This window comes from Klebsiella sp. JN_Kp122 (genome assembly GCF_040062085.1).
In the GTDB taxonomy this organism is placed as follows: Bacteria; Pseudomonadota; Gammaproteobacteria; order Enterobacterales; family Enterobacteriaceae; genus Klebsiella; species Klebsiella aerogenes.
Genome location: NZ_JBEAHW010000019.1, coordinates 162033 through 176617, shown reverse-complemented (window position 1 = coordinate 176617; position 14585 = coordinate 162033). Strand labels below are relative to the sequence as shown.

Annotated in this window: 13 protein-coding genes and 1 tRNA gene; 11 read left to right on the top strand and 3 right to left on the bottom strand. The window is 55.0% G+C overall.

Going from position 1 to position 14585, the window contains the following annotated elements:
* The first annotated feature begins 101 nt into the window (after window positions 1-101).
* The 10 genes from ABLU78_RS08165 to ABLU78_RS08120 all read left to right on the top strand — a co-directional run bounded on the left by ABLU78_RS08165 (window position 102) and on the right by ABLU78_RS08120 (window position 10708).
* Entirely contained in the window at window positions 102-1307 is a 1206-nt protein-coding gene (locus tag ABLU78_RS08165; RefSeq protein ID WP_020077719.1) for an MFS transporter, read from the top strand.
* 222 nt (window positions 1308-1529) lie between these two features.
* Window positions 1530-3221, top strand: a complete 1692-nt coding sequence (gene eptB / locus ABLU78_RS08160; protein ID WP_048229906.1) for a kdo(2)-lipid A phosphoethanolamine 7''-transferase — start codon at window positions 1530-1532, stop codon at window positions 3219-3221.
* 91 nt (window positions 3222-3312) lie between these two features.
* Window positions 3313-3389, top strand: a tRNA-Pro gene (locus ABLU78_RS08155).
* Window positions 3390-4145: 756 nt separating this feature from the next.
* Window positions 4146-5753: a dipeptide ABC transporter periplasmic-binding protein DppA gene (gene dppA, locus ABLU78_RS08150; RefSeq protein ID WP_015369230.1), complete on the top strand. Its 1608-nt coding sequence runs from the start codon at window positions 4146-4148 to the stop codon at window positions 5751-5753.
* Between the two features lie 133 nt (window positions 5754-5886).
* Complete coding sequence (dppB, locus tag ABLU78_RS08145) at window positions 5887-6906, top strand: dipeptide ABC transporter permease DppB (protein WP_002921786.1); 1020 nt, start codon at window positions 5887-5889, stop codon at window positions 6904-6906.
* A gap of 9 nt (window positions 6907-6915) precedes the next feature.
* Window positions 6916-7818 (top strand): dipeptide ABC transporter permease DppC, encoded by a 903-nt coding sequence (gene dppC / locus ABLU78_RS08140; protein WP_032713101.1) that lies wholly within the window; start codon window positions 6916-6918, stop codon window positions 7816-7818.
* A 10-nt stretch (window positions 7819-7828) separates the two neighbouring features.
* Window positions 7829-8812: a dipeptide ABC transporter ATP-binding protein gene (dppD, locus tag ABLU78_RS08135; protein ID WP_015703765.1), complete on the top strand. Its 984-nt coding sequence runs from the start codon at window positions 7829-7831 to the stop codon at window positions 8810-8812.
* Window positions 8809-9822 carry a dipeptide ABC transporter ATP-binding subunit DppF gene (gene dppF, locus ABLU78_RS08130; protein ID WP_015369233.1) on the top strand — a complete coding sequence of 338 codons (1014 nt, stop codon included), beginning with the start codon at window positions 8809-8811 and terminating at the stop codon, window positions 9820-9822. The genes dppD and dppF overlap by 4 nt, the downstream gene beginning before the upstream one ends.
* A 299-nt stretch (window positions 9823-10121) precedes the next feature.
* Window positions 10122-10229 carry a type I toxin-antitoxin system toxin Ldr family protein gene (locus ABLU78_RS08125; protein WP_015703763.1) on the top strand — a complete coding sequence of 36 codons (108 nt, stop codon included), beginning with the start codon at window positions 10122-10124 and terminating at the stop codon, window positions 10227-10229.
* 371 nt (window positions 10230-10600) lie between these two features.
* The gene (locus ABLU78_RS08120; RefSeq protein WP_015703763.1) at window positions 10601-10708 is read left to right on the top strand and encodes a type I toxin-antitoxin system toxin Ldr family protein; all 108 of its coding nucleotides are present in this window, start codon (window positions 10601-10603) and stop codon (window positions 10706-10708) included.
* An 82-nt stretch (window positions 10709-10790) separates the two neighbouring features.
* On the opposite strand, the gene bcsG is transcribed toward ABLU78_RS08120, so the two are convergent.
* The 3 genes from bcsG to bcsE are packed head-to-tail and all read right to left on the bottom strand — an operon-like array spanning window position 10791 to window position 14217.
* Window positions 10791-12470, bottom strand: a complete 1680-nt coding sequence (gene bcsG, locus ABLU78_RS08115) for a cellulose biosynthesis protein BcsG (RefSeq protein WP_015369234.1) — start codon at window positions 12468-12470, stop codon at window positions 10791-10793.
* On the bottom strand, window positions 12467-12664 hold the full coding sequence (gene bcsF, locus ABLU78_RS08110) for a cellulose biosynthesis protein BcsF (RefSeq protein WP_015369235.1): 198 nt from the start codon (window positions 12662-12664) through the stop codon (window positions 12467-12469). The genes bcsG and bcsF overlap by 4 nt, the downstream gene beginning before the upstream one ends.
* Complete coding sequence (gene bcsE, locus ABLU78_RS08105; protein ID WP_015703761.1) at window positions 12661-14217, bottom strand: cellulose biosynthesis protein BcsE; 1557 nt, start codon at window positions 14215-14217, stop codon at window positions 12661-12663. Before bcsE ends, bcsF begins: the two co-directional genes overlap by 4 nt.
* Before the next feature lie 168 nt (window positions 14218-14385).
* Here bcsE and bcsR point away from each other — a divergent pair, with 168 nt between their 5' ends.
* Entirely contained in the window at window positions 14386-14574 is a 189-nt protein-coding gene (gene bcsR / locus ABLU78_RS08100; RefSeq protein ID WP_015369237.1) for a cellulose biosynthesis protein BcsR, read from the top strand.
* The last annotated feature ends 11 nt before the right edge of the window (window positions 14575-14585 follow it).

Sequence of the window (14585 nt, the reverse complement as noted above, 5' to 3'; positions counted from 1 at the left end):
ATGCATTTCATTCCTCGTTGATGGCAGTTCATGCCTTTTTTCCCCACCGGATATGGGGGTTTGGTTATTGTGGCGGCAGTTAATCCTTCAGGACATCTGCTATGAACGCTGCAAACACTCAATATACCCGCTGGCTTACGCTGATTGGCACGATCATTACGCAATTCGCGCTGGGATCGGTTTATACATGGAGTTTGTTTAATAGTTCTCTGGCCAGCAAACTGGACGAGCCAGTAAGCCAGGTGGCATTTTCCTTCGGCCTGTTAAGTCTTGGGCTGGCGTTATCCTCTTCCGTTGCCGGTAAATTGCAGGAACGTTTTGGCGTGAAACGCGTCACCATGGCATCCGGCATCCTGCTTGGCGTCGGTTTTTTCCTCACTGCCCATGCTAACAGCCTGATGATGCTGTGGCTGAGCGCCGGCCTGCTGGTCGGTCTGGCGGACGGCGCGGGATATTTACTGACGTTATCGAACTGCGTGAAGTGGTTCCCGGAGCGTAAAGGTCTGATTTCCGCCTTCTCAATCGGCGCTTATGGCCTTGGCAGCCTCGGTTTTAAATTTATCGATAGCCACCTGCTGGCGACGGTTGGGCTGGAAAAAACATTTGTTATCTGGGGCGCTATCGTACTGGTGATGATCGTCTTTGGCGCCACCCTAATGAAAGATGCGCCGAATCATCCTGCGACCACTACCGCTAACGGCGTCGTCGAAAATGATTTCACCCTTGCTGAATCCATGCGTAAACCGCAGTACTGGATGCTGGCGGTGATGTTCCTGACGGCCTGCATGAGCGGCCTGTATGTGATTGGCGTCGCCAAAGATATCGCGCAGGGCATGGTACATCTCGACGTGGCGACGGCGGCGAATGCGGTTACCGTGATTTCTATCGCCAACCTGAGCGGCCGTCTGGTTCTGGGCATCCTGTCTGATAAGATCTCCCGTATCCGCGTGATTACTATCGGTCAGGTGGTCTCTCTGGTCGGTATGGCGGCCCTGCTGTTCGCCCCGCTGAATGCAATGACCTTCTTTGCGGCGATTGCCTGCGTGGCCTTTAACTTCGGCGGCACTATTACCGTCTTCCCGTCGCTGGTAAGCGAGTTCTTTGGCCTCAATAACCTGGCGAAAAACTATGGTGTAATTTATCTTGGCTTCGGTATCGGTAGTATTTGCGGTTCGCTGATTGCCTCCGTGTTCGGCGGCTTCTATGTCACCTTCTGCGTCATCTTCGCTCTGCTGATTTTGTCGCTGGCGCTCTCCACCACTATTCGTCAGCCGAAAAGCGAAATTTACCACCAGGCCCACGCCTGATAGCGTCGCCCTTCCTAAGCTAATAATGCCTTACCAGCCAGATATTTTGTAAATATCTGGCTGAATCACATTCCTCGCGGATACTTTTCCCATTTGCTGTGGTCTACTTAGCGCGCTTTGTAGAGGTTTCCGATAACCAACCCAGACGCACTTTATTAATCTTCCTGTTTATATCGTTTTATTCAGGGCGGTTTCATCTCTTCGTTTCCCAGGTTTGCTTGCATGAAATACATTAAAACGATGTCGCAGCAGAAGCTAAGCTTTTGGCTTGCGCTGTACATCGGCTGGTTTATGAACGCCGCGGTGTTTTTCCGTCGTTTCGATGGTTACGCTCAAGAGTTTACCGTCTGGAAAGGGTTGTCCGGAGCGGTGGAACTGGTGGCGACGGTGCTGGTCACCTTCTTCCTGCTGCGTTTGCTCTCGTTATTTGGTCGTCGAGTCTGGCGCATCTTAGCCACGCTGGTGGTGCTGTTTTCCGCAGGGGCAAGTTATTACATGACTTTCCTTAATGTGGTCATTGGCTACGGCATTATCGCTTCGGTGATGACTACCGATATTGACCTGTCGAAAGAGGTTATCGGCTGGCATCTGATCTTGTGGCTGGCGGTTGTTAGTGCGTTGCCGCTGCTGCTTATCTGGAGCAACCGCTGTCGTAAGACGCTGCTGCAACAGGTTAAAACGCCGGGGCAGCGGGCGAAAAATATCCTGATAGTCGTGCTGGCCGGGCTGATGGTCTGGGGGCCAATTCGCCTGCTGGAAGTCCGTCAGAAGAATGTTGAGCGCAATTCAGAAGTCGATATGCCAAGCTACGGCGGCGTGATTGCCAACTCGTATCTGCCTTCTAACTGGCTGTCGGCGCTCGGGCTGTACGCGTGGGCGCAGGTGGATGAATCGTCTGATAATAAGTCGCTGATTAATCCAGCGAAAAAATTTACCTATGTGGCGCCACAGGATCTTGATGATACGTACGTGGTGTTTATTATCGGCGAGACCACCCGCTGGGATCATATGGGTATACTCGGCTATAACCGCAATACCACGCCGAAGCTGGCGCAGGAGAAGAATCTTGTCGCCTTCCGCGGCACCTCTTGCGATACCGCCACCAAGCTGTCGTTGCGTTGTATGTTCGTGCGCGAGGGCGGGGCGGATGATAATCCGCAGCGAACGCTGAAAGAGCAGAATGTGTTTGCTGTTCTGCACCAGTTAGGCTTTGCCGGCGACCTGTACGCGATGCAGAGCGAGATGTGGTTCTACAGCAATACGATGGCCAACAATATCGCCTATCGTGAGCAGATCGGCGCCGAGCCGCGCAACCGCGGCAAGAACGTGGATGATATGCTGCTGGTCGATGAAATGAAGCGCGGCATGGAGCAAAACCCGAGCGGCAAGCGTTTGATCATTCTCCATACCAAGGGGTCGCATTTTAACTATACCCAGCGATACCCACGCAGCTTTGCGCAGTGGAAACCGGAATGTGTGGGCGTGGACAGCAAATGTTCGAAGGCCGAGTTGATTAACTCCTACGATAACAGCGTCACTTATGTGGATCACTTTATCGTCAGCGTGCTGGACCAACTGCGGGATAAAAAGGCTATCGTGTTCTACGCCGCCGATCACGGCGAGTCGATTAATGAACACGAACATCTGCACGGCACGCCGCGCATGATGGCGCCGCCGGAGCAGTTCCGCGTGCCGATGATGGTCTGGATGTCGGATAAATATCTGGAGAACCCGGATCACGCCGCCTCCTTTGCGCGCCTTAAGCAGCAGGCGGCAATGAAGGTTCCGCACCGTCACGTTGAGCTGTATGACACTATTATGGGTTGTCTTGGTTATACCTCGCCGGATGGTGGGATTAATGAGAACAACAACTGGTGTCGCGTGCCGGCAGCGGCGAAAGCGGCGAAGGAATAGCAGTAGTGGCGAGATTCTCGCCGCTTGATTGATTTTTTGCTAATAAGGCATTGACGGGGGTGCATACCAGCAGTAAGATGCGCCCCGCATTCGGTGATTGGCGCAGCCTGGTAGCGCACTTCGTTCGGGACGAAGGGGTCGGAGGTTCGAATCCTCTATCACCGACCAAATTCGAAAAGCCTGCTCAATGAGCAGGCTTTTTTGCATCTGCGGCCCGAAGAGGATGAGAACCTCCGGGGGGAGGTTCGACTCGAGCGGTTCCCCTGATTGCGGCGCAAGCGCCTTATCAGGGCTACGTCCGTACAGCGTTTGACGAACCCGGTAGCCCGGCTCAGCGCAGCGCAAGCCGGGGCGAAAACCCCGCCATAATCACAAAAATCGCATTTCCCCGCGTATCTCGCCAGCTGTTCGCTGTTTTGTGACATCTTCCATTGCATTTTTTTATCGATGAACAGATCTTTTTTCGCGAAGCTTATGGCTAACTACAGCATTTTCCGCTGTGCGTTTTAACGTTCGCGCTATTAATCGCTCACATAATGGTCACATAGGAAGAAATTTTCACCATTTTTAAGAATTGTTTATCACCAGATGTTGCAAACTATTAAGGGGTTTATTCTGGCTTATGGCCGCTAGCATAAATTTCTCTGCTGAAAATAGCGCCACCAAGTTTTTTTAATCTTTGCCCACCGATTCTCACCCCTGACGCAAAACCCGGTTAGCTGTATTGACGTTTAACCATTCTGTTGACAGATTGTACGGCATGAGGGGCATTTCATGGAGAATCCGTACTGCAACTCAGTCGTTTTAGCGAACGGAATCCCCATCTCTCTCAACGCCTTCGGGCACCACCGACCAGACCGGGTAAAAAATAAATAAAGGTCTGGCGGCTATATGCAAACAACATCACAGTTTTGGAGCAGAATAATGAGTATTTCCTTGAAAAAGTCAGGGATGCTGAAGCTTGGTCTGAGCCTGGTCGCCATGACCGTTGCCGCAAGCGTACAAGCTAAAACCCTGGTTTATTGTTCTGAAGGTTCGCCGGAAGGCTTTAACCCACAGCTATTCACCTCGGGTACCACCTATGACGCCAGTTCGGTGCCTATTTATAACCGTCTGGTTGAATTCAAAACCGGTACGACTGAAGTTATTCCTGGTCTTGCTGAGAAGTGGGATGTCAGCGAGGACGGTAAAACCTATACCTTCCACCTGCGTAAAGGTGTGAAGTGGCAGGATAATAAAGACTTTAAACCAACGCGCGAGCTGAATGCCGACGACGTGGTGTTCTCCTTCGACCGCCAGAAAAATGACAAAAACCCGTACCATAAAGTCTCTGGCGGCAGCTATGAGTACTTCGAAGGGATGGGTCTGCAGGACCTGATTAGCGAAGTGAAGAAAGTGGACGATAATACCGTCCAGTTCGTGCTGACTCGCCCGGAAGCGCCGTTCCTCGCTGACCTGGCGATGGACTTTGCTTCTATTCTGTCGAAAGAGTATGCCGACAACATGCTGAAAGCCGGCACGCCGGAAAAAGTAGACCTTAACCCAATCGGCACCGGCCCATTCCAGCTGCTGCAGTATCAGAAAGACTCGCGCATTCTGTATAAAGCCTTCCCGGGCTACTGGGGCACCAAGCCGCAGATCGATCGTCTGGTCTTCTCCATCACTCCGGACGCTTCCGTACGCTACGCCAAGCTGCAGAAAAACGAGTGCCAGGTGATGCCGTATCCGAACCCGGCTGACATCGCGCGCATGAAGGAAGATAAAAACATCAACCTGCTGGAACAGCCGGGTCTGAACGTGGGTTATCTCTCCTTCAATACCGAGAAAAAACCGCTGGATAACGTCAAAGTTCGCCAGGCGCTGACCTACGCGGTGAACAAAGAAGCGATCATCAAAGCCGTTTATCAGGGCGCCGGCCAGTCGGCGAAGAACCTGATCCCGCCGACCATGTGGGGCTATAACGATGACGTTAAAGACTACACCTACGATCCTGAGAAGGCGAAGCAGCTGCTGAAAGAAGCGGGCATGGAAAAAGGCTTCACCATCGACCTGTGGGCAATGCCGGTACAGCGTCCGTATAACCCGAACGCGCGCCGTATGGCTGAAATGATCCAGGCCGACTGGGCGAAAGTCGGCGTACAGGCCAAGATAGTCACCTACGAGTGGGGCGAGTATCTGAAACGCGCGAAAGCGGGCGAGCATCAGACCGTGATGATGGGCTGGACCGGCGACAACGGGGATCCAGATAACTTCTTCGCGACCCTGTTCAGCTGCGCCGCGGCGAAAGACGGCTCTAACTACTCTCGCTGGTGCTATAAGCCGTTTGAAGACCTCATTCAACCGGCACGCGCCACCGACGACCACAACAAGCGTATTGAACTGTACAAACAGGCTCAGGTAGTGATGCATGACCAGGCTCCGGCGCTGATCATTGCTCACTCCACCGTTTACGAGCCAGTGCGTAAAGAAGTCAAAGGCTATGTGGTTGATCCGCTTGGCAAACACCACTTCGATAACGTCTCTGTCGAATAATAAGCACGATGCCTGACCCCCTCTCCCCGCGCGGGAGAGGCGGGGGGCGTATTCCCGCTATTCGGGGAGTACTTTTGTGAGCAATACAGACGCCTTGTCACCAGGCCTGGCGTCACTATAGAGAATCCGGGTTATGTTGCAGTTTATTCTCCGACGTTTGGGACTCGTCATCCCGACATTTATCGGTATTACCCTTCTCACCTTTGCTTTCGTTCATATGATCCCCGGTGATCCGGTGATGATTATGGCGGGCGAACGTGGTATTTCCCCTGAACGTCACGCGCAGCTGCTGGCCGAAATGGGCCTTGATAAGCCGCTGTGGCAGCAATATGCCCATTACATTTGGGGCGTACTGCACGGTGATTTAGGGATCTCGCTGAAAAGCCGAATTCCCGTGTGGCAAGAGTTTGTGCCTCGCTTCAAGGCCACCCTCGAACTGGGCGTCTGCGCGATGATTTTCGCCGTCGCCGTCGGTATTCCGGTGGGCGTGCTGGCTGCGGTAAAACGCGGCTCCATCTTTGACCACACTGCCGTGGGGCTGGCGCTGACCGGCTACTCGATGCCTATCTTCTGGTGGGGCATGATGCTGATTATGCTGGTTTCGGTGCAGCTGAATCTGACGCCGGTCTCCGGGCGTATCAGCGATACGGTATTCCTTGACGATACCCTGCCGCTGACCGGTTTTATGCTGATTGACACCGCCATCTGGGGCGAGCAGGGCGACTTTATTGATGCCTTAATGCATATGATCCTTCCCGCCATCGTGCTGGGTACGATTCCGCTGGCGGTGATCGTGCGTATGACCCGCTCATCGATGCTGGAAGTGCTTGGCGAGGATTACATCCGTACCGCACGCGCTAAGGGGTTGACCCGCATGCGGGTGATTGTCATCCATGCGCTACGCAACGCGATGCTGCCGGTGGTGACGGTGATTGGTCTGCAGGTGGGCACGCTGCTGGCGGGCGCCATTCTGACCGAAACCATCTTTTCGTGGCCAGGTTTAGGCCGCTGGCTTATCGATGCGCTACAGCGCCGCGATTATCCAGTTGTGCAGGGCGGGGTTCTGCTGGTGGCGACGATGATTATTCTCGTCAACCTGCTGGTCGACCTGCTGTATGGCGTGGTGAACCCGCGTATCCGGCATAAGAAGTAAGGGGCCATCATGTCACAAATTACAGAAAATAAAGTTGTCGCCGCACCGGTGCCAATGACCCCGCTGCAGGAGTTCTGGCACTATTTCAAACGCAATAAGGGTGCCGTCGTCGGGTTGGTGTATGTGGCGGTGATGATTATCATCGCGGTATTTGCCAACTTTCTCGCCCCTTATAACCCGGCGGATCAGTTCCGTGATTCGCTGCTGGCGCCGCCGTTCTGGCAGGATGGCGGCAGCCTGGCGCATCTGCTTGGCACCGATGACGTGGGTCGCGATATTCTCTCACGCCTGATGTACGGCGCGCGCCTGTCGCTGCTGGTAGGCTGTCTGGTGGTAGTACTGTCGCTGATCCTCGGCGTGGTGCTGGGGCTGATTGCTGGCTATTTCGGCGGGGTGGTGGACTCCGTCATCATGCGCGTGGTCGATATCATGCTGGCGCTGCCGAGCCTGCTGCTGGCGTTGGTGCTGGTGGCTATCTTCGGGCCGTCAATCGTTAATGCTTCGCTGGCGCTCACCTTCGTTGCCCTACCGCACTATGTGCGTCTGACGCGCGCGGCGGTGCTGGTGGAAGTGCACCGCGATTACGTTACCGCTTCCCGCGTGGCGGGCGCCGGCGCGATGCGCCAGATGTTCGTTAATATTCTCCCTAACTGTCTTGCGCCGCTGATTGTTCAGGCGTCGCTGGGCTTCTCTAACGCCATTCTCGACATGGCAGCGCTGGGGTTCCTCGGTATGGGCGCGCAGCCGCCGACGCCTGAGTGGGGCACCATGCTTTCCGACGTATTGCAGTTCGCGCAAAGCGCCTGGTGGGTAGTGACCTTCCCGGGTGTGGCGATCCTGCTGACGGTGCTGGCATTTAACCTGATGGGTGACGGTCTGCGTGACGCGCTCGATCCCAAACTGAAGCAGTAAGAGGTTCGAGATGGCGTTATTAAATGTAGATAAGTTATCGGTGCATTTCGGCGATGAGAATGCGCCGTTCCGCGCCGTAGACCGCATCAGCTATAGCGTGAAGCAGGGCGAAGTGGTCGGCATCGTGGGGGAATCGGGTTCCGGTAAGTCGGTGAGCTCGCTGGCGATTATGGGGCTGATTGATTACCCCGGCCGGGTGATGGCGGACAAACTGGAATTTAACGGCCGCGATTTGCAGCGAATTTCGGAAAAAGAGCGGCGCCAGCTGGTGGGGGCGGAAGTGGCGATGATCTTCCAGGATCCGATGACCAGCCTCAACCCGTGCTTTACCGTCGGCTACCAGATTATGGAAGCGATTAAGGTCCATCAGGGCGGCAATAAGCAAACCCGCCGCCAGCGGGCGATCGACCTGCTGAACCTGGTGGGTATTCCTGACCCGGCCTCGCGGCTGGACGTTTATCCGCACCAGCTTTCCGGCGGGATGAGCCAGCGCGTGATGATCGCGATGGCTATCGCCTGCCGGCCAAAACTGCTGATTGCCGATGAACCGACTACCGCGCTGGATGTGACTATTCAGGCGCAGATTATCGAACTGCTGCTGGAGTTGCAGCAGCAAGAGAATATGGCGCTGGTGCTGATTACCCACGATCTGGCGCTGGTGGCGGAAGCCGCGCATAAAATTATCGTCATGTACGCGGGTCAGGTGGTGGAGACCGGTGATGCGAAAGATATCTTCCGCGCGCCGCGTCATCCTTACACCCAGGCGTTGCTGCGCGCGCTGCCGGAGTTTGCCCAGGATAAGGCGCGTCTGGCCTCGCTCCCGGGTGTGGTGCCGGGGAAATACGATCGTCCTAACGGCTGCCTGCTGAACCCGCGCTGCCCCTACGCAACGGATAAATGCCGGAGCGAAGAGCCCGCGCTTGCGGATCTCGACGGCGGCCGTCAGTCTAAATGCCACTACCCACTCGATGATGCCGGGAGGCCTGGATTATGAGTACGCAAAAGGCCGCCACGCAACAACCGTTGTTGCAGGCCATTGATCTGAAAAAACACTATCCGGTGAAGAAGGGGCTGTTCGCTCCGGAACGGCTGGTGAAAGCGCTGGACGGCGTCTCCTTTACTCTTGAGCGCGGTAAAACGCTGGCGGTAGTGGGGGAGTCGGGCTGCGGCAAATCGACGCTGGGCCGTTTACTGACGATGATTGAAATCCCCACTGGCGGCGAGTTGTATTATCAGGGGCAGGATCTGCTCAAGCACGACCCGCAGGCGCAAAAGCTGCGGCGGCAAAAAATCCAGATTGTGTTCCAGAACCCGTATGGTTCGCTGAACCCGCGTAAAAAAGTGGGGCAGATTCTGGAAGAGCCGCTGTTGATTAACAGCAGCCTGAGCAAAGAGCAGCGGCGTGAAAAGGCGCTGGCGATGATGGCGAAGGTGGGCCTGAAAACGGAGCATTACGATCGCTATCCGCATATGTTCTCCGGCGGTCAGCGCCAGCGTATCGCCATTGCCCGCGGGCTGATGCTGGATCCGGATGTGGTGATTGCCGATGAGCCGGTCTCCGCGTTGGATGTTTCGGTACGCGCCCAGGTGCTGAACCTGATGATGGATTTGCAGCAGGATTTAGGACTGTCCTACGTATTTATCTCCCACGACCTCTCGGTCGTCGAGCACATCGCTGATGAAGTCATGGTGATGTATCTTGGCCGTTGCGTAGAGAAGGGGACCAAGGATCAGATCTTTAATAACCCGCGTCATCCGTATACTCAGGCGCTGCTGTCGGCGACGCCGCGACTGAACCCGGACGATCGGCGCGAGCGCATCAAGCTGACCGGCGAACTGCCGAGCCCGCTGAATCCGCCGCCGGGTTGCGCCTTTAATGCGCGCTGCCGCCGACGCTTTGGCCCATGCACCCAGCTTCAGCCGCAGCTTAAGGATTACGGCGGCCAACTAGTGGCCTGCTTTGCCGTTGATCAGGATGAGAATCCGGAGAAAGCGCGAGCGTGATGGTAGGCGGGTTGTCGCGTGATGATTTATGCGGGGGAGAGCTGGAATGCGCCTCGCAGATTGCCAAAGGGCGTGGTGAAGGCGATAACATGGAGCAGTAGAATCGACGCCAAGCCGGGTTCGCCCGGTGAGGCGCAATGTTGCGGGGGCTTGAACCCCGGCGGCATAGATAAGTTGCTGGAAAGAGAAAACCCTCGCACGTTGCTGGTGTTAACCAGGCAACTGAACGAGGGCTATCGACAACTCCAGACAAGTTAAAGATAGCCGCGAACGGTTGCCATTGCAATACAGGCGGCTCTATGACGCTCACACAGTTGGGTCTGATCTTATGGGACGATCTGGCGGCGCCGATAATCGCTGGCATTGTGGTCAGTATTATCGTCAGCTGGATGCATAACCAGAAGTGACGGACCGGCGGGCGTGAGTCTGCTGCGTTGGCAATTTGCGCCCGAACAGGCCGCAGGAATTCTCCTGCGGCCTTTTTCGTTTTTCCTGGCGGCACGCAGAATGTGGTTGGTTGCTGGAATGCGCCTCGCAGATTGCTAAAGGGCGTGGTGAAGGCGATAACACGGAGCAGTAGAATCGACGCCAAGCTGGGTTCGCCCGGTGAGGCGCAATGTTGCGGGGGCTTGAACCCCGGCGGCATAGATAAGTTGCTGGAAAGAGAAAACCCTCGCACGTTGCTGGTGTTAACCAGGCAACTGAACGAGGGCTATCACTAACTCCAGACAAGTTAAAGATAGCCGCGAACGGTTGCCATTGCAATACAGGCGGCTCTATGACGCTCACACAGTTGGGTCTGATCTTATGGGACGATCTGGCGGCGCCGATAATTGCTGGCATCGTGGTCAGCATTATCGTCAGCTGGATGCATAACCAGAAGTGACGGACCGGCGGGCGTGAGTCTGCTGCGTTGGCAATTTGCGCCCGAACAGGCCGCAGGAATCCTCCTGCGGCCTTTTTCGTCTTTACTGCGGATATGGCACCCAACTGCCGCCGTTGAGCTGCACGTAGGGTTTGCCTTGATACTGAATGACGATAGCGTTGGAGTTTTCCGATACCGCCGCGGTCTGCGGCAGGTTAGCGGTGTACTGCTGCCAGTTGACGTTATCTTCGGTAAACATCTTGCCGTCCAGGGCGCGCACCACCAGTTCAGAAACCGCGAGGTAGCTGGAAGGCTGAGTGATTTCCACCGCAGCGCCCTGGTGCGGCGCCTTCATGCCGAAGAATTTCACCGCCGCAGGGACGTTGGTAATCGATGGGCTTGGGATATCGCGCAGCCCGGAAACCTGCATCTTATCCCCCTTCAGCGCGGCGCCGTGTTCCGGCACCACCACCACCATCACTTTACGCCCCGATTTTTCCAGTTCGGTGAAGAAGGCGTCCAGCTCATCAAAGAATTTCTGCGCGCGAGCTTTATAGTCGGCTGTTTTGCTTTGGCCGGGATAATGGTTGCCATCGTGCAGCGGCAGCGTGTTGTAGAAGGTCGCGGTACGCGGCGTGTTGAGCTTCTCGGTAGACTGTAGCCAGCGATCGAGCGTCGCCTGGTCGTCGTAAACAGGCGATCCGTCGAAGCCTTGCAGGATAACCGGCAAACCGCTCTGATCCATCAATGGACTTTGCATGCCGCCGAGTGAGCGAACCTCTTTGAGGAAGTCGCCGAATACGCCGTTATGCCCCAGCATCAGCTGTTGGGTAAAGCCCAGTTTCGCCAGATTTTCGAACAGATAGCACTCGCTGCCCGATGGCTGATACAGGTTGCTATGAGATAGCTGGCCGCAGCTGGCGCGCAGCAGGCGAACCGCTGCCGGGCCGCTGTAGGAGGTCGCGGAGTTGAAGTTTTTGAAGACAATATCGAAATGTTTCCACAGCGGGTGATCCATCAGCCCGGCAGCCTCGATGTCCGACCATGACAGGGAACAGATGTTGATCACCAGCAGATCAAACGGCTGCGCATCCTCAGGAAGCTGAGCGGGGAATGACGTTTTTCTTTTCTGTTCAGAAGCATAGAAAGTTTTCAGCCAGTTGCTGAGGTTAGCCGAGGTTGGCGGTTCGGTCTGCGGCGGGATATCGCCGCTGGCGGCAGCGCTGGTGGATGCCGCGGCTGTTGTGGTTCCACCGGTTGTTGCCGCCGGCGTGGCCGCTGCCGTGGTCGGCTGACCGGCAGGCCATAAGGTGAAGGAGGGCAGCAGCGGGCTGATAACCAGCCAGACCATGATAGCCGAAACAAATACGGTAACGCGTAGCCACTGGCTGATGAATAGCCACAGCACCAGCAGCACAAAGAAGGCGCCGACCATATTCCAGTTAATAAAGCGGGTGATCAGATCCCAGATGTAATCGGCGCTGAAACCGGCAATTTGCGAACCCTGGCTCATGATGCTTTCCGGACCCGGTAACCAGGTATCATGCCAGAACAGGGCAAAGCCGAGCGGAATCGCTATCCAGTGGCGTACCCGGTGCAGTTTTTCTCGGGGGATCGGCACCAGCAGAAAGGCGAGGAACACCAGGTTAAGCATCGGATGGAAGTTCAGGTACCCCGCCCACAGCAGGGCAAACTTCACCAGAAAATAGAAGTTCCAGCCAGACAGGCCGCGCCAGTACTGCCATAGCGGAAGCGGCGTAGCGGTAGTTTTTGCTTTGGTCATTTTTTCAGTTTGCCCTGCCTGGTCGCATTATCCCGGCGCAGCACGCCGGCTGGTTTCACATAACGGGGTTTAAAGAACATCAAACGCAAAGTCGTGCGAATACGGCGCTGATAATGGCGCGTTAGATATCCCAGTGGGAAAAACAGCAGGGCGCACAATACGATCAGCTGAATGATATCGGCGATAGACATCATGACCGCGGTTCTCCGTCGGTGGAGAGCCGCCAGGGTTCCGGGATTCGCCGCCACTGGCGCCCATCGTGCTTAACGTTAAGGGCTTCGTTTTTGCCTATGGTAATTGGCAGCGGCGTGTTCCAGTTGTCCGGGGAGAGGCCCCGCATCAACAGGATTTCCGCTGAAATTTGCTTGTCTTCAAACCAAATCATACGGTTAGAGAAAATGTCTCCGGTCGGTAATGGGAAGATATGGTTTAATGCGGTGTCGAGGTCATTTACCCGGCAAAACGATAAGAACAGCACTAATCGATTATTACCGATCGTCACGATATCGCCCATGCGGTTAGGTTTACACAGGGTTAATGCCTGTTCAACGCGTAGCCCCGGCGCAGGGCGTAACGCCACCATCACCCCTTTGCTATCCGGCGGCAGCAGCGTGTTTGCCATGATATTGCCGACCGCTTCACAGAAGGCGTCCCACTTTTGATAGCCGCGAAGTTTAAGCGGCCGGCTCCAGGTCAACAGCGTGTTGAAGTCTTCCGGAACGTGGCGAGTAAATTTCTGCTTTTGCACGCTTTCAATGAGCGTCAGGCAGCGTGAAAGCCCGGCGCTGCAGGGGATCACCATGTTGGCGCCGCTGCTTAGCAGCAAGCGTTCATCGGTGGCGCGCAGGCTCGGCGTTTGTTCACGTACCACGATTTTTAGGGCGCTGCCGCGCTGGCGACGCAGGGTATGGATATAGCGGCCGAGCTGCTCTATTTGTTCGTTCTGGGTGATGGAAAATAGCAGGGTGGCCGCTTGCGCGGTACGACCGGCTTCAAAGACGGCATCATTGGTTTCGAACAGCGTCCAGTATTCGGAAAGCGCGGGGGCCCCTTCCAGCACGCGCAAATTACTGAGGACGATTTTTTCGTCGCTGCGCGGCTGTACCACCGCTTCTTCGTTTTGCGCCAGTCGCCAGCCCTCATCATCGTGTAAAATAACCAACTGTTGCTGCGCGCTAATACCTTTCTCACTGCCCCACCATGCGATATCAAATAGATGGCTATCGCCCTGATAACGAATGCTCGCCAGCCCGGAAAGGGCTCGATACTGGCGTAATAACGGGGAAAGTTGTTTGTCGGTATCGTTAGCAGAATTAAGTATCATAAGAGAGCAGTTATGGTATTTGGCCCATCGATTCGATTTTTCTACCCAACGGAGTAATTCTTCTGTTTTTATATTTTGCCAGGAATTTTCTGTACATAGCAGAATAAATAAATAATTGCCAGGTTCCATCGAACAAAGTAGGTCGCGGTGCAACTCCCTCAGGCCTTCCGGGCGATCGGGCATCGTGAATAATGCGATTTTATTAGGGCCGCGATCTTTTTTTAATGACATGACTTCTTTAGGGTTTTTGCCCATCACTACGGCGGCGACTTTGCTGTCCTGCGCCTGGCTTTCCAGCGTTTGATTCATCAGGCTGACGGCGTCGGCATAGCGGTCGACATTAAGCCACCACACCCCGCCAACGGGCATATGGCATACTTCGTCCCATAACGATGAAATACCCAACGTATATACAATATCCACGATGTCCCTCGCGCGCCCTATTTACAATGATTAGTTTACTAGCGAAAGCGTGAGAGTAAACCTAACATTGAAATTAAAGGACATCAGTTTTAGCATGTACACGTAATTTTAGGGATGAGCGGTTTACACTTCCTGGTTTTATAATGTGTTTTTCGAATGGACAGAGAAATGCCGGAAAAAGACCCTGCGGTACCTGGCGATGCGACGCTGGGATATACCTTCCAAAATGATTTCCTGGCATTAAGCCGGGCATTTTCCCTGCCGGATATTGATTACCACGATATTTCCCGACGCGAACAGCTCGCCGCGGCGTTGCAACGCTGGCCGCTGTTGGCCGAATTAGCAGAGAAAAAGTAAGGAAGCCGTCG

Coding starts and splice junctions, on each gene's coding strand:
- ABLU78_RS08165 (WP_020077719.1), top strand. CDS start 102: ATGAACGCTGCAAACACTCAATATACCCGCTGGCTTACGCTGATTGGC.
- eptB (WP_048229906.1), top strand. CDS start 1,530: ATGAAATACATTAAAACGATGTCGCAGCAGAAGCTAAGCTTTTGGCTT.
- dppA (WP_015369230.1), top strand. CDS start 4,146: ATGAGTATTTCCTTGAAAAAGTCAGGGATGCTGAAGCTTGGTCTGAGC.
- dppB (WP_002921786.1), top strand. CDS start 5,887: ATGTTGCAGTTTATTCTCCGACGTTTGGGACTCGTCATCCCGACATTT.
- dppC (WP_032713101.1), top strand. CDS start 6,916: ATGTCACAAATTACAGAAAATAAAGTTGTCGCCGCACCGGTGCCAATG.
- dppD (WP_015703765.1), top strand. CDS start 7,829: ATGGCGTTATTAAATGTAGATAAGTTATCGGTGCATTTCGGCGATGAG.
- dppF (WP_015369233.1), top strand. CDS start 8,809: ATGAGTACGCAAAAGGCCGCCACGCAACAACCGTTGTTGCAGGCCATT.
- ABLU78_RS08125 (WP_015703763.1), top strand. CDS start 10,122: ATGACGCTCACACAGTTGGGTCTGATCTTATGGGACGATCTGGCGGCG.
- ABLU78_RS08120 (WP_015703763.1), top strand. CDS start 10,601: ATGACGCTCACACAGTTGGGTCTGATCTTATGGGACGATCTGGCGGCG.
- bcsG (WP_015369234.1), bottom strand. CDS start 12,470: ATGACCAAAGCAAAAACTACCGCTACGCCGCTTCCGCTATGGCAGTAC.
- bcsF (WP_015369235.1), bottom strand. CDS start 12,664: ATGATGTCTATCGCCGATATCATTCAGCTGATCGTATTGTGCGCCCTG.
- bcsR (WP_015369237.1), top strand. CDS start 14,386: ATGCCGGAAAAAGACCCTGCGGTACCTGGCGATGCGACGCTGGGATAT.